The 21429-nt window shown below is 71.0% G+C and carries 19 protein-coding genes; 12 read left to right on the top strand and 7 right to left on the bottom strand.

What is annotated here, in order from left to right:
- The first annotated feature begins 90 nt into the window (after positions 1 to 90).
- Entirely contained in the window at positions 91 to 327 is a 237-nt protein-coding gene (gene rpsR / locus EV189_RS01945) for a 30S ribosomal protein S18 (RefSeq protein ID WP_130491261.1), read from the top strand.
- 17 nt (positions 328 to 344) lie between these two features.
- Positions 345 to 791, top strand: coding sequence for a 50S ribosomal protein L9 (gene rplI / locus EV189_RS01940; protein ID WP_130491260.1), 447 nt, complete (start codon positions 345 to 347; stop codon positions 789 to 791).
- Positions 792 to 881: 90 nt separating this feature from the next.
- Here the strand turns inward: rplI and EV189_RS01935 are convergent, their stop codons facing one another.
- The gene (locus EV189_RS01935) at positions 882 to 2204 is read right to left on the bottom strand and encodes an MATE family efflux transporter (RefSeq protein WP_130491259.1); all 1323 of its coding nucleotides are present in this window, start codon (positions 2202 to 2204) and stop codon (positions 882 to 884) included.
- A gap of 287 nt (positions 2205 to 2491) precedes the next feature.
- On the opposite strand from EV189_RS01935, the gene dnaB reads away from it, so the two are divergent.
- Both dnaB and EV189_RS01925 read left to right on the top strand, forming a co-directional pair.
- Positions 2492 to 4789 (top strand): replicative DNA helicase, encoded by a 2298-nt coding sequence (gene dnaB / locus EV189_RS01930; RefSeq protein ID WP_269204158.1) that lies wholly within the window; start codon positions 2492 to 2494, stop codon positions 4787 to 4789.
- Between the two features lie 301 nt (positions 4790 to 5090).
- Positions 5091 to 6380, top strand: a complete 1290-nt coding sequence (locus tag EV189_RS01925) for a hypothetical protein (RefSeq protein WP_130491258.1) — start codon at positions 5091 to 5093, stop codon at positions 6378 to 6380.
- A gap of 440 nt (positions 6381 to 6820) precedes the next feature.
- On the opposite strand, the gene EV189_RS01920 is transcribed toward EV189_RS01925, so the two are convergent.
- Positions 6821 to 7126, bottom strand: a complete 306-nt coding sequence (locus EV189_RS01920) for a hypothetical protein (RefSeq protein ID WP_130491257.1) — start codon at positions 7124 to 7126, stop codon at positions 6821 to 6823.
- A gap of 110 nt (positions 7127 to 7236) precedes the next feature.
- Here EV189_RS01920 and EV189_RS01915 point away from each other — a divergent pair, with 110 nt between their 5' ends.
- From EV189_RS01915 to EV189_RS01895, 5 genes are all read left to right on the top strand, one after another.
- Entirely contained in the window at positions 7237 to 7467 is a 231-nt protein-coding gene (locus EV189_RS01915) for a hypothetical protein (RefSeq protein ID WP_130491256.1), read from the top strand.
- 9 nt (positions 7468 to 7476) lie between these two features.
- Positions 7477 to 7986 carry a retropepsin-like aspartic protease gene (locus EV189_RS01910; protein ID WP_130491255.1) on the top strand — a complete coding sequence of 170 codons (510 nt, stop codon included), beginning with the start codon at positions 7477 to 7479 and terminating at the stop codon, positions 7984 to 7986.
- A 270-nt stretch (positions 7987 to 8256) separates the two neighbouring features.
- Complete coding sequence (locus tag EV189_RS01905; protein WP_165400078.1) at positions 8257 to 9138, top strand: TIGR04255 family protein; 882 nt, start codon at positions 8257 to 8259, stop codon at positions 9136 to 9138.
- A 107-nt stretch (positions 9139 to 9245) separates the two neighbouring features.
- Complete coding sequence (locus EV189_RS19960) at positions 9246 to 9950, top strand: hypothetical protein (protein ID WP_165400077.1); 705 nt, start codon at positions 9246 to 9248, stop codon at positions 9948 to 9950.
- Positions 9947 to 10864 carry a hypothetical protein gene (locus tag EV189_RS01895; RefSeq protein ID WP_130491253.1) on the top strand — a complete coding sequence of 306 codons (918 nt, stop codon included), beginning with the start codon at positions 9947 to 9949 and terminating at the stop codon, positions 10862 to 10864. The genes EV189_RS19960 and EV189_RS01895 overlap by 4 nt, the downstream gene beginning before the upstream one ends.
- A gap of 181 nt (positions 10865 to 11045) precedes the next feature.
- On the opposite strand, the gene EV189_RS01890 is transcribed toward EV189_RS01895, so the two are convergent.
- From EV189_RS01890 to EV189_RS01870, 5 genes are all read right to left on the bottom strand, one after another.
- The gene (locus tag EV189_RS01890; RefSeq protein ID WP_130491252.1) at positions 11046 to 11768 is read right to left on the bottom strand and encodes a cutinase family protein; all 723 of its coding nucleotides are present in this window, start codon (positions 11766 to 11768) and stop codon (positions 11046 to 11048) included.
- A 181-nt stretch (positions 11769 to 11949) separates the two neighbouring features.
- Positions 11950 to 12621: a response regulator gene (locus tag EV189_RS01885; protein ID WP_130491251.1), complete on the bottom strand. Its 672-nt coding sequence runs from the start codon at positions 12619 to 12621 to the stop codon at positions 11950 to 11952.
- Positions 12618 to 13832 carry a sensor histidine kinase gene (locus EV189_RS01880; RefSeq protein ID WP_130491250.1) on the bottom strand — a complete coding sequence of 405 codons (1215 nt, stop codon included), beginning with the start codon at positions 13830 to 13832 and terminating at the stop codon, positions 12618 to 12620. The genes EV189_RS01885 and EV189_RS01880 overlap by 4 nt, the downstream gene beginning before the upstream one ends.
- 85 nt (positions 13833 to 13917) lie before the next feature.
- On the bottom strand, positions 13918 to 16074 hold the full coding sequence (locus EV189_RS01875) for an MMPL family transporter (protein WP_231115980.1): 2157 nt from the start codon (positions 16072 to 16074) through the stop codon (positions 13918 to 13920).
- 786 nt (positions 16075 to 16860) lie between these two features.
- On the bottom strand, positions 16861 to 17961 hold the full coding sequence (locus EV189_RS01870; protein WP_130491248.1) for a LacI family DNA-binding transcriptional regulator: 1101 nt from the start codon (positions 17959 to 17961) through the stop codon (positions 16861 to 16863).
- Positions 17962 to 18136: 175 nt separating this feature from the next.
- Between EV189_RS01870 and EV189_RS01865 the strand changes: the two genes are divergently transcribed.
- The 3 genes from EV189_RS01865 to EV189_RS01855 all read left to right on the top strand — a co-directional run bounded on the left by EV189_RS01865 (position 18137) and on the right by EV189_RS01855 (position 21337).
- Complete coding sequence (locus EV189_RS01865) at positions 18137 to 19495, top strand: ABC transporter substrate-binding protein (RefSeq protein ID WP_130491247.1); 1359 nt, start codon at positions 18137 to 18139, stop codon at positions 19493 to 19495.
- An 82-nt stretch (positions 19496 to 19577) separates the two neighbouring features.
- The gene (locus tag EV189_RS01860; protein ID WP_130491246.1) at positions 19578 to 20513 is read left to right on the top strand and encodes a carbohydrate ABC transporter permease; all 936 of its coding nucleotides are present in this window, start codon (positions 19578 to 19580) and stop codon (positions 20511 to 20513) included.
- Complete coding sequence (locus EV189_RS01855) at positions 20510 to 21337, top strand: carbohydrate ABC transporter permease (RefSeq protein ID WP_130491245.1); 828 nt, start codon at positions 20510 to 20512, stop codon at positions 21335 to 21337. The genes EV189_RS01860 and EV189_RS01855 overlap by 4 nt, the downstream gene beginning before the upstream one ends.
- Positions 21338 to 21429 lie beyond the last annotated feature (92 nt).

Raw genomic sequence — 21429 nt, 5'->3', positions numbered from 1 at the left:
GCGAGAGCCCCGACCCCGTACCAGGCCCTCCCGGCACCAGAGCCGGGCTACCAACAGCCGCTCGGAAGAGCGGCGGAGTGGAGCACCACGATGGCCAAGCCTCCTGTGCGCAAGCCCAAGAAGAAGGTCAACCCGCTCGCTGCGGCGAAGATCGAGAACATCGACTACAAGGACACCGCGCTGCTGCGCAAGTTCGTGTCCGACCGCGGCAAGATCCGCGCCCGTCGCGTCACGGGCGTGTCCGTCCAGCAGCAGCGCGAGATCGCGCGGGCGATCAAGAACGCCCGTGAGATGGCGCTGCTGCCCTACACGAGCACCGCTCGCTGAGAAGGGACGAGACTGCGATGAAGCTCATCCTCACCCAGGAGGTCCAGAACCTCGGCGGTCCCGGTGACGTCGTCGAGGTGAAGGACGGCTACGGCCGCAACTTCCTCGTCCCCCAGGGCCTCGCCCTGCAGTGGACGCGCGGCGGCGAGAAGCAGATCGAGACCATCCGCCGGGCGCGCGCCCAGCGGGCGGTCAAGGAGCTGGCGACGGCCCAGACGCTCAAGTCGAGCATCGAGGGCCTCAAGGTCAAGCTCACGGCCCGTGCCGGCGGCACCGGCCGGCTGTTCGGCGCTGTGACGCCCTCCGACGTCGTCGAGGCGATCAGCAGCACCGGCGGCCCGGACGTCGACAAGCGCCAGGTCGTCATCGCCGAGCCGATCCGCACGCTCGGCAAGCACGAGGTCAGCGTCCGGCTGCACCCCGAGGTCACCGCGAAGGTCTCCTTCGAGGTCGTCTCGGGCTGACGCCCGCGCCCGCTCCGAGGCCCGTCCCCTGCTCGGGGGGCGGGCCTCGCTGCGTGCTCACCCGGACGGAGCCTGGGCGCGCGTACGTGCTCAGCGCAGCGTCGCCCGCCAGCGCGGCACCAGGGTCGCGGCCCGTGCCACGAGGAACACCCCGAACGCCAGCCACAGGGCGACCAGGCCCCCGTGCGCGAGGTGCACGGCCCACGCCGCCGGCGCGTACGCCGCGAGCGTCACGAGCCCCGCACCCGCGAGGTAGCGGCCGTCGGCCCCGCCGATGAGCACGCCGTCGAGCACGAACACCACCGCGGCCAGTGGCTGCAGGAGCGCGACGACGAGCAGCGCCGCGGCGAGCTCGTGGCGCACGGCCGGGACCGGTGTCGCCAGCGGCACGTACGCCGGGCGCACCGCCAGCACCAGCACCCCGAGGCCCACGCCGACCAGCGCCCCGAGCCCGACGAGCCGCGCAGTGAGGGCCCCCGCCCGCGCGGCGTCCCCTGCACCGAGCGCGCCCGCGACGAGCGCCTGGGCGGCGACGGCCAGGGCGTCCGAGCCCATGGCCAGCAGCGACCAGACCGCGAAGGCGACCTGCGAGGCGGCGAGCGGCGCCGGCCCGAGCCCGGCCGCGACCCAGGTCGTCAGCAGCAGCGCGAGGCGCAGCGTGACCGTGCGGACGAGCAGCGGGAGACCGGCCGCCCCGGCCCGGCGCAGCCCGGACAGCCGCAGGCGGAGCCCGACGCCGGCCGAGCGGGCGCGACGCAGCACCGGGGCCGCGAGCGCGAGGGCCATGGCGGTCTGCGTGACGGCGGTGCCGACCGCCGAGCCGACGAGCCCCAGCCCGGCGGGGTGCACGAGCACGACGTTGAGCGCGGTGTTGACGACGGCTCCGGCGAGGCCGACGACGAGCGGCGTACGGGTGTCGCGGGAGCCGCGCAGCACCCCGGTGGCCGCGAGGACGACGAGCATGCCCGGGAGGCCGAGCAGCCCGACGCGGAGGTACGTCGCGGCCGGCCCCGCCGTCCCCTCGTCCGCGCCCAGCAGGCGGACGAGCGCCGGGGCCGCGGGCTGGCCGAGGACGGCGACCGCCCCGCCGATGACGAGCGCGAGCCAGAGCCCGTCGACGCCCTCGCGCAGGGCCTCGCGCTCCCGGCCGGCGCCGAGCAGGCGCGCGACGGAGGCGGTGGTCGCGTACGCGAGGAACACGCACAGGCTCGCGGCGGACGCCAGCGCTGCCCCGGCCAGCCCGAGCGCGGCGAGCGGCAGGGTGCCGAGCCGGCCGACGACCGCGCTGTCGGCGAGGAGGAACAGCGGCTCGGCGACGAGGGTCGCGAGGGCGGGCAGCGCGAGGCGGGCCACCTCGCGGGCGTCACCCTCCCGGGGGAGGCCGCGCTCGTCGCGAACTCGCGGCGTCCACATCCCGTGGATTCCCGTCCTCGCAGGTCAGCGACGGCGTGTCCGTGAGGTCGCGCCGTCATCCCCAGGGTTTCCCACAGGGTGTGCACACGTTTCCCCCGGTCGTTCCCAGGGTCGTCCCCAGGCTACGCACAGGGGTCCTTGAGTCGTCCGGGGGGCGTCCGTACGGTGGCGCAGCGCGGTCCTCCGGGGGGGCCGGGGGCACCGGCGGGACGGCGGGCGGACCCGCTCTGTCGGTGGTCTCCGGTAGGACACCTGTTCGACACCGAAGCAGCAGGGGAGGAGTGCTCGTGACGGTCGCAGACGTCCTGGTGCAGGAGCCGCGCTCTGACGGGCCCGGCGACCGGCAGGACCGGCTGCCGCCGCAGGACGTGGCTGCCGAGCAGTCCGTGCTCGGCGCGATGCTGCTGAGCAAGGACGCGATCGCCGACGTGGTCGAGGCGCTGCGCGGCGGGGACTTCTACCGGCCCGCGCACGAGGCGATCTTCGACGCGGTGCTCGACCTCTACGGCAAGGGCGAGCCGGCCGACGCCGTCACGGTCTCCGCCGAGCTGACCCGGCGCGGCGAGATCGGCCGGGTGGGCGGCGCGGCGTACATCCACACGCTGATCTCGATGGTGCCGACCGCGGCCAACGCGGGCTACTACGCCGAGATCGTGCGGGAGCGCGCGGTCCTGCGCCGCCTGGTCGAGGCCGGCACGCGCATCGTGCAGATGGGCTACGCCGGAGACGGCGCCAACGCCGACGAGATCGTCGACCGGGCGCAGGCCGAGGTCTACGGCGTGACCGACAAGCGCGCGAGCGAGGACTACCAGCCGCTCTCCGCGATCATGGAGGGCGCGCTCGACGAGATCGAGGCCATCGGCTCGCGCGGCGGCCAGCTGGTCGGCGTGCCGACGGGCTTCGCCGACCTCGACGAGCTGACCAACGGCCTGCACGGCGGCCAGATGGTCATCATCGCCGCCCGCCCCGCGGTCGGGAAGGCGCTCGCCCTCGACACCCCGCTGCCCACGCCCACGGGCTGGACGACCATGGGCGAGGTCGCCGTGGGCGACGAGGTGCTCGCGGCGGACGGCACCCCGACCCTGGTCGTCGCGGCGACGGAGGTCATGCACGACCGCCCCTGCTACGAGGTGCACTTCTCCGACGGGACGGTCGTCGTCGCCGACGCCGAGCACCAGTGGGTGACCGAGACGCGGTGGGCGGCCGCCGAGGTGCGGACCACGGCCGAGATCGCCGCGCGGCTGAGCGGCGCGACCGGCCTCGACCACGCGGTCGCCAACGCCCGCCCGCTCCAGCTGCCGGACCGCGAGCTGCCCGTCCCGCCCTACGCGCTCGGCGCCTGGCTCGGCCGCCGCGAGGCGGGCCCGCTCGGCCAGGACCCCGACGACGAGTTCGAGGTCGACGCGTGGGTCGAGGGCGAGGTCGAGCCCGACGTCGTGGGCCCCGTCGCCACCGGGCTCGGCATGGTGCACGCCCCGCACCTGCCGACCGCGTACCTCCGGGCGGGGCTGCGCCAGCGCCGCGACCTGCTGGCCGGCGTGCTCGACACCCTCGGCGTCGTGCAGCCGTCCGGGACGGTGCGCGTACGTGTGGGCTCGCAGCGCCTCGCCGACGACCTCGCCGACCTCGTGGCCGGCCTCGGCATGCGCTGCACGGTGAAGACCCGCGGCACGGGGCGCAGCGCGACCGCGTGGCTGGTGACGCTGACGGCCGAGGACGACGTGTTCCGCCTCGAGCGCAAGCGCCTGCTGCACAAGGAGCGCAGCGCCCGGTCCCCGCGCCGGCGCGACGCCCGCTTCATCACCGACGTCCGCCCGGTGCCCTCCGTGCCCGTGCGCTGCGTGCAGATCGCGCACGAGTCGCACCTCTACCTCGCCGGCCGCGCCATGGTGCCGACGCACAACTCGACGCTGGCGCTGGACTTCGCCCGCGCCTCGGCCATCAAGAACCACCTCTCGACCGTCTTCTTCAGCCTGGAGATGGGGAAGAACGAGATCACGATGCGCCTGCTCTCCGCTGAGGCGCGCGTCCCGCTGCACCACATGCGCACGGGCTCGATGACCGATGACGACTGGAACCGCCTCGCCCGCCGGATGGGGGAGGTCTCCGAGGCGCCGCTGTTCATCGACGACTCGCCCAACATGACGATGATGGAGATCCGGGCGAAGTGCCGGCGGCTCAAGCAGCGCCACGACCTCAAGCTCGTCATCGTCGACTACCTCCAGCTGATGCAGTCCGGCAAGCGGGTCGAGTCGCGCCAGCAGGAGGTCTCCGAGTTCTCCCGGTCGATGAAGCTGCTCGCCAAGGAGCTCGACGTCCCCGTCATCGCGCTCTCGCAGCTGAACCGAGGACCCGAGCAGCGCACGGACAAGAAGCCGATGATGAGCGACCTGCGCGAGTCGGGGTCGCTCGAGCAGGACGCCGACATGGTCATGCTGCTGCACCGCGAGGACCTCTACGAGAAGGAGTCCCCGCGCGCCGGCGAGGCCGACATCATCGTGGCGAAGCACCGCAACGGCCCCACCGCGACCATCACCGTGGCGTTCCAGGGGCACTACTCGCGGTTCGTCGACATGCAGTCCTGACACCCGCTCCGGCTCTAGGATCTCACGCCGGATGTCCTTATCTCACGACACTTGTCCACGAGATGTCCTTTTCAAGGGTTTGTCTCAGGTACTTGTCCTCAGAGCTGGCCCGGAGGGGCACAGCGCGCGTCGTGCAGTCCTTGGCCGCGTGCGGAGCGGCGGGCTGGGGGAGGGCGGGTAGTCGCGGGCGCTTACCTGCCTGCGCGGCGCGCTCCGTGCGTGCTCGTTCCGGAGGTTTGCGCGCGACCGCGCGATGCCTGGGCTTCGGTCGGCTGGTTGTGGTCTCTGACGAGGAGGTGGCATGGGCATCGCCGGGTCTGCGCTCCCCGTCCCGGCGTACGTCGTCGTGGACAGTCGTAACGTGCGCGGTCAGGTCAAGGACCTATTCGGGGTCGGTCGGCACGTCTCCGTACCCGGGGTCTGCCAGATCCTGTCCCGGTTCGGGTTCGACGTGCAGGAGGTGTGGTTCGGCATCGCCACCACGGGCCCCAAGAACCCGTCCGCGCACCTCGCGAGCGAGCTCGACAAGAACGCCGACTTCGCCGCTCGGGTGACGGCCGATGCCCGAGGCAGGGTGCTCGAGGGCCGTCTGGTCGAACGGCGGGGCGCGGGGACCGGCCTCCGCACTGAGGAGAAGCTGGTCGACGTGCTCTGCGCCATGCAGGTCTCGCGGCTTGCGCACGACATCAACGCGGGGCGTCGTTCCGGCAGCATCGTGGTTCTGTCCGAGGACATGGACCTCATCCCATCGTACGAGTTCGCCCGTGAGCTCGACGTTCCCGTGTACGCCGCCGCGAACGAGACGGTGGACACACGGTCGGAGCACTCCCGGTGGCTGCTGCTTCCCGAGGGCGCTCTGTCGCTGGGCTTCGGTCGTCTGCTGGGGCGCGACCAGGGGAGTGCGCTCCGTCGCGTCATCGCACGCCTCCTCCTGGCCGAGCAGCAGGTGACGATGACGTTCAAGGTGACTGGTGCGGACCTGGCGGCCGGGCGGGTGTACCTGCAGCACAATTCCGGGGCGAGGGCGGTCTGGTCCACCGCCAAGATCAGGCGCAAGGGCGACAAGTTCGACCTGCACGTCACGGGGGTCGACTTCGACGAGGGCCCGTTCCCGAGGTTGACGGTGTCCGACGCCGAGCCTGCGGCGTGGCCGCTCGTCGGCGTGCACGAGGCCGAGGTGGTCAGGTGGCAATCCCCGACACGGGCGCTTGTCCGAGTGGTTGCTGACGGCGGCCGGCACACCGTGGAGGCGCCGTGCGGGAGCCTCCTCCCAGGAGGCCGCGTGGTCGTCCATCACGCGCGGCAGGGCGACCAGGACGCCTGGCGGCTCGTGGGTGCCGTCGCGGCCCGCACCGAGACGCCGGGCTGGGCCGACGCGACGTGCCCCGAGATTGTGCGGGCGATCACGACGGCCCCGTCCGTCGGCGCTCTGGTGAGGGCCATGCTCGGGAGCGAGCAGATCACACTGCGCCCCCCGCGGGACCACCGCGCCGTCGCCGGAGAGCTGTTCGCCGCGACGCCAATCGGGCATACGGAGGTGCCTTCCGGCGTTCACGTCACCGCGGTGGCTGTGTCGTCGCCGCTCGGCTGAGGGAGCGTCTCGTGCGTCGCGACTTGACTCCGGCTGTTCCCGTGCCGATGCTGTACCTGCGCTCCCGCGAGGGTGTCGCTTCTGACAGTGCCGGACGCACGGGCCGGTGGGAACGAGGGCAGGTCCTCTTGGACCTGCCCTCGTTCTCTGACCAGGTGCCTCCGCCGGGCCTGCTGCCCGCGGCGAACGTGGGCATGCCCCGCACGGGTAGGCGGCGCGACAGCGGTCGGCATCGGCGACCCTCCCAACGATCGGAGTCTCCGGACACCCCGGGGCGGTTCAGGGCGCGAAGCGACCGGAGTGCGGGAGATGGACCCGCGTGAAGCCACCTGGTACATCTCGTGGAACGACCTTCGGGTGGGCAGCCTGAGTTCCGTGCAACGCCGCATTCGACACGGTGGCCAGGCCGAGACGCGGAAGTCGCGCCGGGCCGGCGTTGGTCACGCTGCTGCCTTCAGGGCGGTCGCGAGGTCGACGAGCGCGCGCCAGGCGGCCGTCTCCTGGACCTCGTAGGGCAGCGGCCCTCTCCGCCCGCCGACCCGGTTCAACTGCTTGACGAGTCCCGCGTCGAGTAGTCGGAGGATGACCTTCTTCACGAGGTCGTCCGCGATGCCGATCGTGCGAGCGAGTTCGCGCGTGGTGACCCCTACGCCTCGCCAGCGATCGAGCTCGAGGACGACCTCGATCATCTTGTCGTTGTTGAACAGGGCGGAGGAGACCTCGCGCACTCCCAGCGCGCCAGCCATCGCTCAGCCTCCCCGGACCCCTATGCTGCGTAGTGCGATCCACATAACGCTGAACGGGGTGCTCGATGATGCTACGGCGTGTCGTGCGACGTCTGCGCTACGGTCGTGGTATGTCGTCGGCTGGCACCGCACCTGACGCGGGAGTGAAGCGCCCGCTCGCCGAGGTGTTGGCCGAGGTGCCGGGCTGTTGGGTCGCCGTGGACAGGCAGACCAACGAGCCGCGCGCCGTGGCGAAGAGCCCCTACGAGCTCGCGGCTATCATCAAGAGCGACCGGCTGACCGGAGTGTCGGTCGTCCGCGCACCCGATCCCTTAGAGCCCGAGCTGGTGGGACTCGGCTGACAGCCTTCCGTGGGCACACCGTTCCCGTGGGTCTTCCCCTACGAGGAGGACGGCCCGCGCCTCGAGAGCGTCGTCCTTCGCCCCGTGGTCAGCGTCGCCCTGTGCGGTCCGGTCGACGTGAGTCCGCCGGTCTCCGCGCTCGTGGACTCGGGATGTAGCCACACGCTCGCTGCCCCGTGGTTGGCCTCCGCGATCGGCGTGGACGCCGACGCCTCCGACCGCACGATCCAACTAGGTCTGGGCGGGGACACCGTGACCGTCCGCTTCCTCGACGTACGTCTACGCCTCCTGGCGCCGGGAGGGAGCGACAGCGACTACGTCGAGTGGGAAGACGAGGTCGGCTTCCTCAGGTCCTGGCGCCCCACATGGCCCGTGCTCCTCGGGCAGGTGGGCTTCATGCAGCGCTTCACGGTGACCATGAGCCGACACGCGCAGGCCCTCGCGGTCGAGGAGCGGGCCGAGTTCGACCAGCGGTTCGGCATCCCCGTCGTCGGGGGTAGCCCGCGGACACGCCGGTAGCTCCACTGGCCACGCCCCCCGCGAGTCAACCCGTGACCTCGACCTCGAGCCGCGCGGCCACTCGCGCTCCAGCCCCTCGCGGCCCGCGGCTAGTGCCGGCAACCACGACCTCCTCCGGCTCAGGGGCTGACCGGACCTGACGCGCGAGCGAGGGCGCCGCATCTCGTCATGGAACGGGGCCGTCCGGAGGATGGATCCCCGGCTTGCGCTGCCGATCATGTCAGTGCCTGCGAGTATGCAGGTAGTGTGCAACTCGATGGGACGGCGACGATGACCACGACCACCAGCCAGCCTGATCTGCCACTGGGCGGGCTGCCGCCGGCGACGCGCGACCTCCTGCGCGACGCGCCCCTGCAGGTCGCCGTGGCAGAGGTCCGCTGGGCGCGGACGGGGCACGATCTCGATGAAGACCGCGGCCTCGAGCTCCGCGACGCGGCCGCCGGCCACGGCCTGCACCTCGCGCACGTCGAGCCCGTCCAGCAGCAGCAGGTCCGCGTCGAGATGAGCCCCGAGGGGCCTGTAACGGCCCTGGACCCGAGGGTCGCAGGCGTCAGACTCACGACGGCCGACGGACTGCTAGCGGTCACGGTCTTCCCGGACTCCCTGGTGGTGCAGGCCAACGCCTACCGCCGGTACCGGGACAGCCTGGCCCCACAGATTGCCGCGGCCGCGTCGGCGGTGCGGGACGTCATGGACCCGCACTTGGTGCAGCGCGTCGGGCTGCGCTACGTCAACAGGCTCGCCGGCGGCGACACCCAGGGGACGCAAGCATGGCGCGGGAGGATTGAGCCCTCCTTCCTCGGCCCCCTGCTGCACCCGGAACTGGGCACACGGGTCGTCGGCCTCCAGCAGCAGGTCGAGATGCAGCTCGAAGAGACGTCCGGGGCTATCATCCGGCACGGTCCCTTCCGCGACGCCACCGCCGGAGACGGCTTCGCCTACCTGCTCGACATCGACGTCTTCGACACCCGCTCGGCCCGGTTCGATCTCGAAGCCCTCGCCGTCCTGGCTCAGGCGCTGAACCGCAGCGCCCTGTCGCTGTTCCAGCAGATCGTGACACGGGAGTGGCGGGACACCTTGGGGCCCTACACCGAGGCCGCCCCCACCGTGGAGAATGCGGGCGACACCGACCAGAGGGAGGAGGCCCAGTGACCGCCACGCTCGTCGAACCGCTCTCTTCGCGTCACACCGCCCCGGACCTGGCCTCCGCGCACTTGTCGTCGGCTGCGAGCGCAGGCACTCCGCTCGACCTGCGAGGCGTGCGCGACCTGTCCGTCAGGGCCGCCATCGCCGACATGGACGGCGAGTTCCGCAGCGCCCCGTCAACTGTCGGCGACACCTTCCGCTTCACCGCGACCGACATCGTGACCTCCGTCCTGGACGGCGTAGCTGTCGTCGTCGGCAGGGTCGCCGACGCTCTGGCTCCGCCCGCCCGGGCCGCACGGTCCGCCGCAGACATGCGGGAGCCCAGCCGCCCCGACAGCGCGTTCGAGGCCGTCCACTACGTCTCGCAGGTCATGGGGTTGCCCCTGGCCGACGTCACCACCGCCGCGGGCATCGCCCCGCGGACCTTCTACTCGTGGTTCGGTGGCGTCACCCCTCGAGTGCAGACCCAGGGCTCCCTCTGGCTCCTCGTCCAGGTCGCCGAGGACCTCCTCGCACTCCTGGGCACGCCCGAGGAAGTAGCCGCGTGGATCCGCCGTGATCCAGACCGCCGCACCGCCTTCCGGGCAGGCGACACCGACCGCCTCGTAGCCGCTGCCCTGCTCGACACCCGAGCACGGGCTGCCGACCCGCATCGGCGCGCCATCGCCCAGCTCGCCGCCGCCGGAGCCGACCGCCACCCCGGCGACGAGCCGGACGTCGCCGCCCGCCGACCCGACCGGCGCCGGAGCGTCCCCGCCGACGGCCGCGTCGTCGGCCGGGACGGCTCCGTCGACGCCCCGGCGGGACTCCGCGAGTGACCGAACCGGCCCCCGACCCACCCGGCGACCTCTCCGTCGACGACTACGGCCGATCTTGGACGGATGACGAGGCCGCCCTCCTCGGCCGGTGGTCTCAGGGAGACCTACTGGACGGCCCACACCTGGCGTGGGCCGAGCCCAGCACCGACGCGTACGTCGCACCTGTGTTGGTCGACACAACAGCGGAAGCCGCCGACCGGGCGCTCCGTAACTGGCAGGTCTCTCGTAGTGACATCCCGTTCCGTTGGGCCGCGATCACCAGCCAGACCTGCGACATCGGCGCTGCCCCTCCGGGCAGCCGCCACCCCTTCGTCCAGGTCAGCCCTGTCATCTCGCTCGAGGGGTGGTCCGAGAACAGCATCACCACCATCAAGAAGCACGGCCGGGTCGACCTGGTCGCCCTTACAGCTCCGCCCTCCCCAGGGGACTGGGCCGTCGACCTCCGGGTCAGCTTGCCCGTCACCAAGGAGGCTCTCCTCGCCGGCGTGCCGAGACCGGGCTTCGCCACCGAGAACGACGCGCTGGCCTTCGCCGAGCGGATCGCCGTCAAGTTCTACCGCCCCGCCCTTCACTCCTCGCTCAGCGAGAAGCTCCCAGACTCCCTCGCCGCGCACATGCGCTCCGTCCGGAAGCAAAAACCGGAGTGGTGGCAGAAGCTCGACGAGATCCGCGTCCGCGTCCTCGACGGAACCAGGCTCCGGCCCATGCGCGTGCAACTCATCTTCGTCGAGCGGGTACCGCTGGACGCCGAGGAGCGCGAGGTCTGGCGCTCCTGGGCGAAGGCCTTCGGCAAGGAGATGGCTTCCACCGCCGGGAGCGAGATGGACCCAGTCCTGTTCCAGACTCTCGATGAACTCCCGTCACGCCTCTACGTGGAATCCGTCCCGGTGCGGGAGAGCGTTTCCCCCCGCTGACGTCTTGGCCACGGATCGCGCGCCCACTGACAGCCAAGCACATCTGCTGACGCTGACATGGCGTGATGCGCCCGCGGCCCGCGGCCCGGGATCCGGTAGGACGCCCTCGCGAACCAGTTCCGGGGCTCCGGCGGCAGGTGGTGGCGCTCAGTGGCACCCCGTACGAAGCCGGGTGCGGGACTCAACTGTGCTGCTTCAGGTGTCGGAAGGCCGCGGCAGCGCCAGCGTCGGCGTCACCGTTGGTGAGGTAGATGTGGTGGGCGCGCATGTCGAACCCTCCGCCGCAAACCGGGTCTCCGGCGGCGCAGAACGAGGAGGCGAGGGGTCCGTAGACGGGGCTGCTGGTCTCGATAGTTCGCCCGAGGAGGCCGAGAGGGTTGCCGAAGACGACGACCGCGCCGACGTGGCTGCTGAGAGTCGCCGGGAGTTGCTGGTCGACGCTGCCGCCGAAGATGCCCAGGGCCTCATCGACGACGCTGGCCCCCTGCGAGTAGCCGGCCAGGACGAAGCGGGTACTGGGGCACGCGTCGGCCCTCGCCTTGAGGTGCCCGACGAGGTCGGCCGCTCCCGCTCCGACGCCGAGCTGGTTCTCCGCGGCGGTGTAGTTGACCGCGTAGGCCGACACGTGCTTTCCCTCGAGCAGGCGGGCAAGGCCCGAGGTGAACGCGCTGCCGACGCCGCCGAGCCCTGCGGGCTCGCCGGTCCCGCGGGCGAAGGCGATCTCGACCGAAGGGCACGTGTCGTCGCCCGGGTCGTCGGCCGGGTGGGTGAGGAGAAGGCCCCCTACGGTCGCGAGGAACAGCGCGACCACACCCAGGGCCTTGATCCTTCGGCGGCGGCGCGCGAGTAAGCCGGGTATGACTGGGCGACTGTCTGCCGGGGTGTCGCCTTCTTGCTGGTACATCGGATTTCCTCGCCGTCTAGCACCTGTCTGTCGGGTTCGTGAGGTGCCGCGACCACTCTCGTCCCGGGCTGTTTGTGGCTCATCAACCCAGCGGGGTGTCTCCGGGGTACCGCCGCGGGTGCAGGTGAGGCCGGCGCGCTGCAGCGCGTGTCTCACGCTCCGGCGGGACCGCGAAGGAGGACTAGTGCTGGCCGGGAGTGATGAGGCCCGTCTCATAGGCGAAGATCACGAGCTGCGCGCGGTCCCGTGCGTGCAGCTTCGCCATCGTGCGGTTGATGTGGGTCTTCGCGGTGGCGGGGCTGATGAACAGCCGCTTGGCGATGTCGTCGTTCGATAGCCCGGAGCCCACGAGGGTCAGGACCTCCCTCTCGCGCGCGGTGAGGTCCGCCAGCGCGGCGGGCGTGCTCGCCGTGGTGACCCGGGGTTGGGCGAGGACCCGCGAGACCAGCAGCCGGGTCGCGGTGGGGGAGAGCAGTGATTCACCGGCCGCGACGCTCCGGATGGCGTCGAGCAGGGCCTGCGGGCCGACTCCCTTGCCGAGGTAGCCGCTCGCGCCCGCGCGGAGGGCGTCCATGATCAGCTCGTCGGTCTCGAACGTCGTCAGCATGATGACTCTGACGTGGTTCAGGTCCTCGGAAGCGCTGATCTGGCGTGTGGCCTCTATGCCGTCGCACTCGGGCATGCGGATGTCCATCAGGACGACGTCGGGCTTCGTGCGGCGCACGAGCGTCAGCGCCTCGTGTCCGTTCGCGGCCTCCCCGACGACAGCGAGGTCGGTCGTGGAGTCGATCAGCAGGCGGAACGTCGCCCGGAGAAGCGCCTGGTCGTCGACGAGGGCGACTCCGGTCGTCATGGGGTGGCCGTGTCGGGGAGCGGGGCGACGCTGCCGGACGCGGGGGCGCCGCGCAGCGGCAAGTGCGCCCGCACGCGGAACCCGCCGTCGGCGCTCGGGCCGGCGGTGGCGAGGCCCTCGGCGGCGGCCGCTCGCTCCCGAATGCCCACGAGCCCGTGTCCTGTGCCCTTGTCGACGAGTGCGCCGCCGTGCGTCGGCGGGGTGTTCAGGACGGTGAGGTCGACGCCGTGGTCGGTCCACTCGATCGTGAGTTCCACCTGCGCTCCGGGCGCGTGCTTCGTCGCGTTGGTCAGGGCCTCCTGGACTATCCGGTAGAGGGCGACCTCGGCAGGTCCGGTGAGGGGCCGCGGCGTTCCCCGCCGTGTGCATGTGAGCCGGAGTCCGGCGTCCGTGAAGGTTGCGAGCAGGCGGTCGAGCTGGTCGAGGGTGGGAGCGGGCGGCCGGCGGTCGCTGTCGTGCTCAGCGTCCCTGTCCCTCAGGAGCCCGAGGGTCGCGCGGAGTTCCTCCATCGCGGCACTGCTGTTGGCGGCGATCCCGTCGAGCGCTTCCGCGGCGGCGGCCGGGTCACGCTCGAGCAGGTACTGGGCGACGCTCGCTTGCGCGTTCACCAGCGCTATGTGGTGCGCGAGGACGTCGTGCAGCTCGTGGGCGATGCGCACGCGTTCGGCCGTGACGCGCCGCTCGGCCTCCGCGACCTTCGTGCGCTCGGCGTTCTCCGCTCGGAGGTCGGCGGCCTCGATCCTCTCCTTCCGCTCCTTCACAAGTCGTCCTACCACGGTCGCGAGGATGGGCCAGTTGAGGTAGAGCCAGTCCGAACCCGAGGGGTGCTGCACCACGGCGGCGCCGAGCTGGACGGCGATGACCGAGGCGGTCGCGGCCCAGACCAGGTTCGACGAGAAGCGTGTGGCGACGGTGCCGAGCGCGAGGATCGTCGCGACCGGGACGATCGTGCTCGGCGGGTGCGCGTGACCTGCGGCCGCGATGCCGGCGGTGTCGAGTGCGCCGACGGCGACGAGTACCGCCCAGGGGTGGCGCGAACGGAGGGTGAGCGGCAGCCAGGCGACGACGACGAGCGCGCCGATCAGGGGCACCGACCGCGGGCCGTCAGCGGTGGTGAGGGCCAGCGCCGCCATCAGGGGCAGCGCCGCCAGCGTCAGCCAGGTCGAAGGCGCTAGGCGGCGCGTCGGCGCCCACTGCTGCGTCCACGTCATGGAAGGCCGCCGTCCCCGTTCCCTCACGTCCTCACGGGGTCCCGCGCGGGGCCCCGTGAGTAGTGTCCCCTCTCAGGGGTCAGGCTCAAGAAGCACCTGAGGAGGTCCGCGCCTGCTCCGCGTGCGGGAGCCCGGCGGGCGCCAGCTCGTGGTCGCCGCCCTCGATCGACACGCGCGGCAGGACCCGATCAAGGAACCGGGGCAGGGACCAATTCCGTGGGCCGACCCCGTGCATGAGCGCCGGGATCATGGTCATCCGGAGGAAGAGCGCGTCCACGAGGACCGCCACCGCCAGGCCGACCCCGAACTCCGAGATCGTGCGGACGCCAGCGACGCCGAACGAGGCGAAGACGCACGTCATGATCGTTGCCGCGGTCACGATGACGGTGCCGGTGTCACCGACGCCTACCCGGATCGCGCGGCCGTTGTCCCCGGTGTGGCTCCACTCCTCGTGCATGCGGCTGACGAGGAAGACGTGGTAGTCAATCGAGAGGCCGAACACGACGCCCACCATCAGCATGGCCACGATGTACTCGACCGGCCCGGGGCCGCCGACACCGAACTGGGCCGGGCCCCACCCCCACTGGAAGACGGCGACCGTAGCGCCCAGGGCGACCGCGATCGTGAGCAGGTTGCACAGCGCCCCGATCAGCGGGACGAGTAGGCTGCGGAACGCGACCATCAGCAGCAGGAACCCGAGTGCGGCGATGACCCCGAGGAAGAGCGGGAGCTTGCTCGTGAGCGCGTTCGCGAAGTCGACGTTCGAGGCGGTCGTGCCGCCTACGTACACGTGGAGGTTCGTGCCGGCTTCGGCGTGCGAGATGACGTCGGTGCGCAGTGTGTGAACCAGGTCGCTGGTCGCCTTGTCCTGGCCGAACGAGCTAGGGACGACCTGCAGCGACGACAGGGTCTTCGTCACGGGCTGCGGCGCCCCGACGGAGGTGACGTCCTTGACGTCCGGGAGCTTCTTCACGAGGCCGTTCCAGGCGGCGCGGGACTTCTCGTCGGGGGTCTGGGCGACCAGCAACAGGGCGGAGTCGAACCCCTTGCCGAAGGACGTGGACATGGTGTCGGAGAACGACCGCGTGTCGGTACCGTGCGGGTCGCTGCTCGCGTCGGCGGAGCCCAGTCGGATCGCCGCGGCGGGCGCGGCGAGCCCGATCAGAAGGATCAGGGCCGCGACACCGGTGACCCGCGGGTGGCGCTGCACGACGCGCGCCCACCAGGCCCAGAGGCCCCGGGGCTGCGCCGCGGGGCGCTGCACGCCGTTGATCGGAGCGTCCCCGGCGGCACGCCGGTCGGAGCGGCGGAGGACGCGGCGCCCGATCAGCCCGAGCAGGGCGGGGAGCAGCGTGACGGCCGCGAGCACGGTGAGGAACACGGTGACGGCAGCGGCGAAACCCAGTCCGGTGAGGAACCCGACCCTCAGGATGGCCATGCCCAGCAGGGCGACGATGACGGTGCCCCCGGCGAACAGGACCGCCCGGCCCGACGTGCCCAACGAGGTCGCGACCGCGGTCGGGACGTCGGCACCGCCGAGCAGGGCCTTGCGGTGCCGGTTGACGATGAACAGCGCGTAGTCGATACCGACGCCGAGGCCGATCAGGGCGCCCATCTCGGGGGCGACGCTGTTCAGGGGGATCGCGTGCGACAAGCAGACGACGGCCAGGGTCGACAGGCCCACGCCCACGACGCCGGTGATGATGGGCAGGACGGCGGCCCAGACCGACCTGAACACCAGCAGGAGGATGAGCAGGGCGGCGAGGACGCCGATGATCTCGCTGAGGCCGCCGACGGGGATCGTGGTGAATGCGGCGCCGCCGACCTGGACGGTCAACCGGTCGGTGCCGGCCTTCAGGGCCATGTCCTTCACGTTCTTGGCGGAGCCGTCCGAGCTGAACAGCACCGTCGCGAAGGCGGTGCGCTGGTCGGCGCTGACCTGCTTGGCGCCGGCCGCGTCGAACGGGCTGAGCACGGCCTCCACGCCCTCGACGCGGCTCGCGCGCTTGAGCATCGGCTCGATGGAGGAGCGGGTCGCGGCGGATACTGCCGTGCCGTCGTCCGCGTGCCAGACGATGGTTCCGCGCTTCACCTGCGCGGCGTCGCTGCCGCCCTGTGCGAGCAGGTCGTAGGCGGTGCTGGAGTCACTCGCGGGGAGCCGGGTCGAGTCGCTGAATCCTGATCCGGACACGCCGACGATCCCGCCGAGCACCACCAGAACGACGACCCAGGCGCCGAGCACCAGCTTTCGGTGCCGTACGCACCACCGGGCAAGACCTGTCATGGCAGCGAGACCTCTCGACGAGATTGATTGGCTGGACAGCGTCAATTCTTCGGAACTTTGGGGCCCTGCGCGTCAGCCCGCCGCGGTGTTCGCGCTGTACCGCCGCCGCGGTAGGGACGTGCTCGTGCCTGAGCTAGCGGCGGGCAGGAGTGCCCTGGCGTGCGGCAATCCCCGGGGTGGGGTGAGGAGCAGGCGCAACAGCGAACCGGGCCGGGTGGGGCCCGACCTGAAGGTCCTCGGCACGTGTAGTAGGGCCGATTTGCCCAGCGGCCGGCAAGATCCGGAGCAGGGTGTTGCACCGACCTGCGCCTGCCTCGCGGCCGCGTCGCGAGTCGCGGCCGTAGGCGTCGCAGCATCTGCATGAGGAGTCCGTAGACCGGTCTCCGTTCGCGACTATACACACGGACGAACCAGGGCAACAGATCAGGCGCCCTGCGGCATCGGAGGCCAAGTACGGGGCCGCGGCACAGACTGCAGCGCGGCGAGGGGCGTACCCGCGTGGAGCCGCCAGTGATCATTGGCCGATCCTTGATCCGGGCGCCCTCGGTCCGGACTGCGGCGACGGGGCCGGGGCACTGTGGGCCTCGTGCGCCGCGGCACGCGTGCCCGCAGGCCGTCGTCCCCGTGCCGCGAGAGGCCCGAGGCGGGTGAGCCCAAGGAGCGACGAATGGGCTCGTGACGGCGACGGGGCGCGGCAGGGGCGGTCGGTCCAGCGGGGTCGATGCTGGAACGACGTCCTCGCGCCTAGCGGGTAGGGGAGACCCCGGTGCTCGCGTCCGCGCGGTGCGGCGTCCGTCGCCGCGCCCGCCCACTTGACTCCTCCACCGAAGCGGCGGCCGCGGCGCTCGACGACCGCACGACGAGTCGAGGTTGCGCCATGAATCGGCGGGCGTCCGCGCGCCCCTCGAGCCGTTCGCGGATCATTGCAACGGCCTGCTGCCCAAGGCTGCGCCCCGACTGGTCGACAGAGGTCAGCGAGATGAGCGGATGGCCGGCGAGGGCGATGTTGTCGTACCCCACGACGGCGACGTCCGACGCCGTCAGACCGCTCTCGGAGATCGCGGCCAGTGCCCCGATCGCGAGGGAGTCATGGGCGGCAAAGACCGCGCTTGGCCGGTCCGGCTCTCGCAGCAGCGCCAGGGTGGCATCCCGCGCCTCGTCCTGCTCGTTCTTCACGTGGACGACGCGGACATGACGCTCGAGACCGGCCTCGCGCATGCACTCGAGGTACGACTGAAGCCGGAGCGCGTGCGGGGTCGAACGGGCTGCAGTGACCTCCTCGCCCTCCGTGAGGTGTGCGATCCGCCGATGCCCCAGCCCGAGCAGGTGCCCCATCACCTGGCGCGCGCCCTCCACGTCGTCGCCCACGACCGTGTCGTAGCTGGCCGCGTCGTCGTGGATCCCGACCATGACAAGTGGGACGCGCAGGGCCAGCTCCTCCAGCCAGTCCGGCTGCACCAGCGGCGAGATCGCGATGATCCCGTCGACGCGGTGGTCGACCAACGCCTCGATCGCGCCCCGCTCCGGCCCGGCGGCAGGTGCGACCACGAGGTGGTACGGGGTCCCCAGCAACGCCTGCCGAGCGCCGTCGGCGATCTCGGTGAGGAACGGGTTCGTCAGGTGCGGGAGCTCCATGCCTATGGTGTAGCTCGAGCCGCGGAGGCCGCGCGCGGCAGCGCTCGGGCGGTAGTCGAGCTCCTCGATCGCGGCGAGCACGCGCTCGCGCATGGCCGGGCTCACGCCGTACGCGTCCCGGATGACCTTGGAGACCGCGGCGCGCGACACCCCCGCGGCCCGCGCGACGTCCAGGATCGTGGGGCGGCGTTGGCTGGGAGACTCGGTCACGGCATGAGTGTAGATCGGTCTCGGTTCGATAACGGCCCTTGCTGTGGAGTCGAGACCGGTCTACGTTTCCGGAGACCGATCTACACAGCAGCCCGGCCGGGCCGCGAGCGAGTGCCACGGTCGTGCCGCAAGCGGTCCACCGCCCCGAAGCCGCTATGACAGAGGAGACAGCGCAGTGAAGATCCAGACTCGCCTGCGACGCCGAGGCGCCATCGCCGCACTCGCGGCGGTGGGCACCCTGCTCGCCGGCTGCGGCGGAAGCTCCGGGGGGTCCTCCTCGGCTTCGACCACCACCGGCACCACCTCGAACTCCAGCGGGAAGACGACGAAGATCTCGTTCCTCGTCGACAACGGCGACGGCACCGTCGCGATGGCGAAGGCCGTCACGGATGCCTTCCACGCCGCGCACCCGAACATCACCGTCGACGTCCAGACCCGACCGGGCGGCGGTGACGGCGACAACATCGTCAAGACCCGCCTCTCGACAGGCGACATGGCCGACGTCTTCCAGTACAACAACGGCTCCCTGCTCCAGCCGCTCAAGCCCGCGCAGACGCTCGTCCCCGTCGACGCCGCCTCCTGGACGAGCGATCTGGACAAGAACTTCGTCGACTCCACCACCGTGGATGGCAAGCTCTACGGCTCGCCTTGGGGGCCGGCTTTCGGCGGCGGCATCCTCTACAACATCCCCGTCTACAAGAAGCTCGGCCTGCAGATCCCCCAGACCTGGGCCCAGTTCATGGCGAACAGCGCCAAGATCAAGGCCGCCGGCATCGCGCCCGTCATCCAGACCTACGGCGACACCTGGACCTCCCAGCTCATCGTCCTCGGCGACTACCACAACGTCGAGGCCACCACACCCGACTGGGCCACCAAGTACTCGAACGGCCAGATCAAGTACGCCACCGACCCCGCTGCACTCCGCAGCTTCCAGCACCTCGAGGACCTGCACAAGGCTGGCTACTTCAACAAGGACTACCGCTCCGCGAAGCTGAACGACGGCCTCAAGGAGCTCGCCACCGGCACCGGCGCGCAGTACCCCATGCTCGGATCCGTCGTCGCGGGCATCGAGCAGCAGGTCCCCGGCAAGATCAACGACGTCGGCTTCTTCCCGGTCCCCGGCGACAGCGCCGCGACCAACGGCCTCACGATCTGGCCGGCCAACGGCATCTACATCCCCAAGACGACCAAGGGCGACAAGCTCGCCGCAGCCAAGGAGTTCCAGGCGTTCTTCGCCACCAAGGCCGCCTGTGACGCCCTGACCAAGGGCCAGGCCCCGACCGGCCCCTACATGTCCAAGCAGTGCACCCTGCCCGCCGACGTCACGCAGGTCACGAAGGACACCACCAAGTACATCACCGAGGGCAAGGCCAGCACGGCCCTCGAGTTCAAGTCCCCCGTCAAGGGCCCAAACCTCGAGAAGATCCTCATCCAGGTCGGGTCCGGCATCGAGTCCGCGCAGAAGGGCGCCCAGGACTACGACCAGGACGTCCGCAAGCAGGCGCAGCAGCTCGGCCTGAGCTGGGCCTCGTGAACCCGACCCTGCTGGCGGCCCCGGCGGCCGCCAGCAGGGTCGCCGCCTGCCCGGCCGGGCATGCGATCGCACCGATCGGAGAATGACCCCCGTGACCACACTCCAGCAGTCGACTGGCACGGCTCGACCCGTCGCCCGCCGCCACCGGACCCGGACGGCCCCGGTCGACGCGCGGTACCCCTACTGGTTCTACCTGCTGCCGGCCGTGGTCTACGGGGTCTTCTTCCTCGTGCCGACCGTCGTCTCGTTCTACTACGCGTTCACTCGCTGGGACCTCTTCACCGCCCACTGGGTCGGGCTCGAGAACTTCCGAACCTTCTTCCAGGAGCAGTCCCTCGTCCGGGGACTCACGAACACCCTGATCTACGCGGCGATCACCTCCGGACTCAAGGTGGTCCTCGGGATGGCCCTCGCCGTGCTCCTCACCTCGAAGATCATCGCCCGGGGCTACCTCCGGTCGGTGCTCTTCTTCCCGACGCTGGTCAGCACCATCGGCATCGGCATCACGTTCACGGTCCTCATGAACCCCGAGAAGGGCCTGATCAACAACATGCTCAGCCACGCGGGAGTCACGGGCCCCGCATGGCTGGTCGACCCGAGCTGGGCCCTGTACTCGGTCGCCTTCGTCGACGTCTGGAAAGGCGTCGGCCTCGCCACCGTGATCTACATCGCCGGGCTCGTCTCCATCCCGCAGGAGTACTACGAGGCAGCACGCGTCGACGGTGCGTCGTCCTGGACCGTGTTCCGCCACATCATGCTCCCGCTGGCACGTCCCGCGACCGCCACCGTCGTCCTTCTCTCGCTCATCGGCGGCCTCCGCTCCTTCGACCTCATCTGGACCATGACCGGGGGCGGACCGGGCTTCACCTCCGACGTGATCGCCTCCGTCGTCTACAAGCAGTACCAGGCGGGCTTCTACGGACTCTCGACCGCGGGCAACGTCGTCCTCTTCGTCGTCGTGGCGATCATCGCGGTCCCCCTCTCGTGGTTCCTGAACCGGAAGGAGGTGCAGGCATGAGGAACGCCCGGCCAGCACTCGTCGGCGGAGCGGCCATCGTCGTGTCCGCCGTGTTCTTCCTCGTGCCCTTCGCGTTCATCTTCCTGACGGCAAGCATGAACACCGTGCAGTCGGGCGACCTGTCGTTCGCGCTGCCGCACGGCTTCCATCTCATCGACAACCTGAAGTCCGTCGTGCAGGCGCGGGACTACATGATCCTCACCGCCTTCGTCGACAGCATCGTCGTCACCGTCGTCAGCGTCACGGCCCTCGTGATCCTCGGCGCGATGGTGGCCTTCGTCCTGCAGCGCCGCGCGAGTCGCCTGAACCCCGCCATCAACCTGCTCGTGCTCGCGGGGCTCATCGTCCCCCCTGCGGTCGTGCCCACGATCTGGGTCCTGCAGAAGGCCCACGTCTTCAAGACGCTCGAGGGGCTCATGCTCATCGAGATCGCCTACGGCCTGCCGTTCTGCGTCCTGCTCTTCCGCGCGTTCATCGCCACCATCCCGCGGGAGCTCGACGAGGCCGCGATGATCGACGGCGCCGGCCCGCTACGGATCTTCTTCCAGATCATCTTCCCCGTCCTTCGCTCGGTCATTGTCACCGTGGTGGTCCTGCAGACGGTCTTCATCTACAACGACTTCCAGAACCCGCTGTACTTCCTCCCGGGGGACGACCACCCCACCGTCCAACTGACCCTGTTCAACTTCCAGAGCCAGTTCACGACGCAGTACAACCTGCTCTTCGCCGACATCCTCCTCGTCACGATCCCGCCGCTGATCCTCTTCGTCTTCCTGAACCGCAAGATCGTCGAGGGGATGGCCGCGGGCGCAGTGAAGGGCTAGCGATCAGCCCTCCTGCCCCGCCCCACCCGATCGGCCGCCCGCGATCGACGAGTGCGTCAACCCGCGGGAACCCAGAACCTCCTCACTCGAAG

Source organism: Motilibacter rhizosphaerae, assembly GCF_004216915.1.
In the GTDB taxonomy this organism is placed as follows: domain Bacteria; phylum Actinomycetota; class Actinomycetes; order Motilibacterales; family Motilibacteraceae; genus Motilibacter; species Motilibacter rhizosphaerae.
Note: the sequence above shows the minus strand (reverse complement) of the source record. Positions and strands in the feature narration are given on the sequence as shown.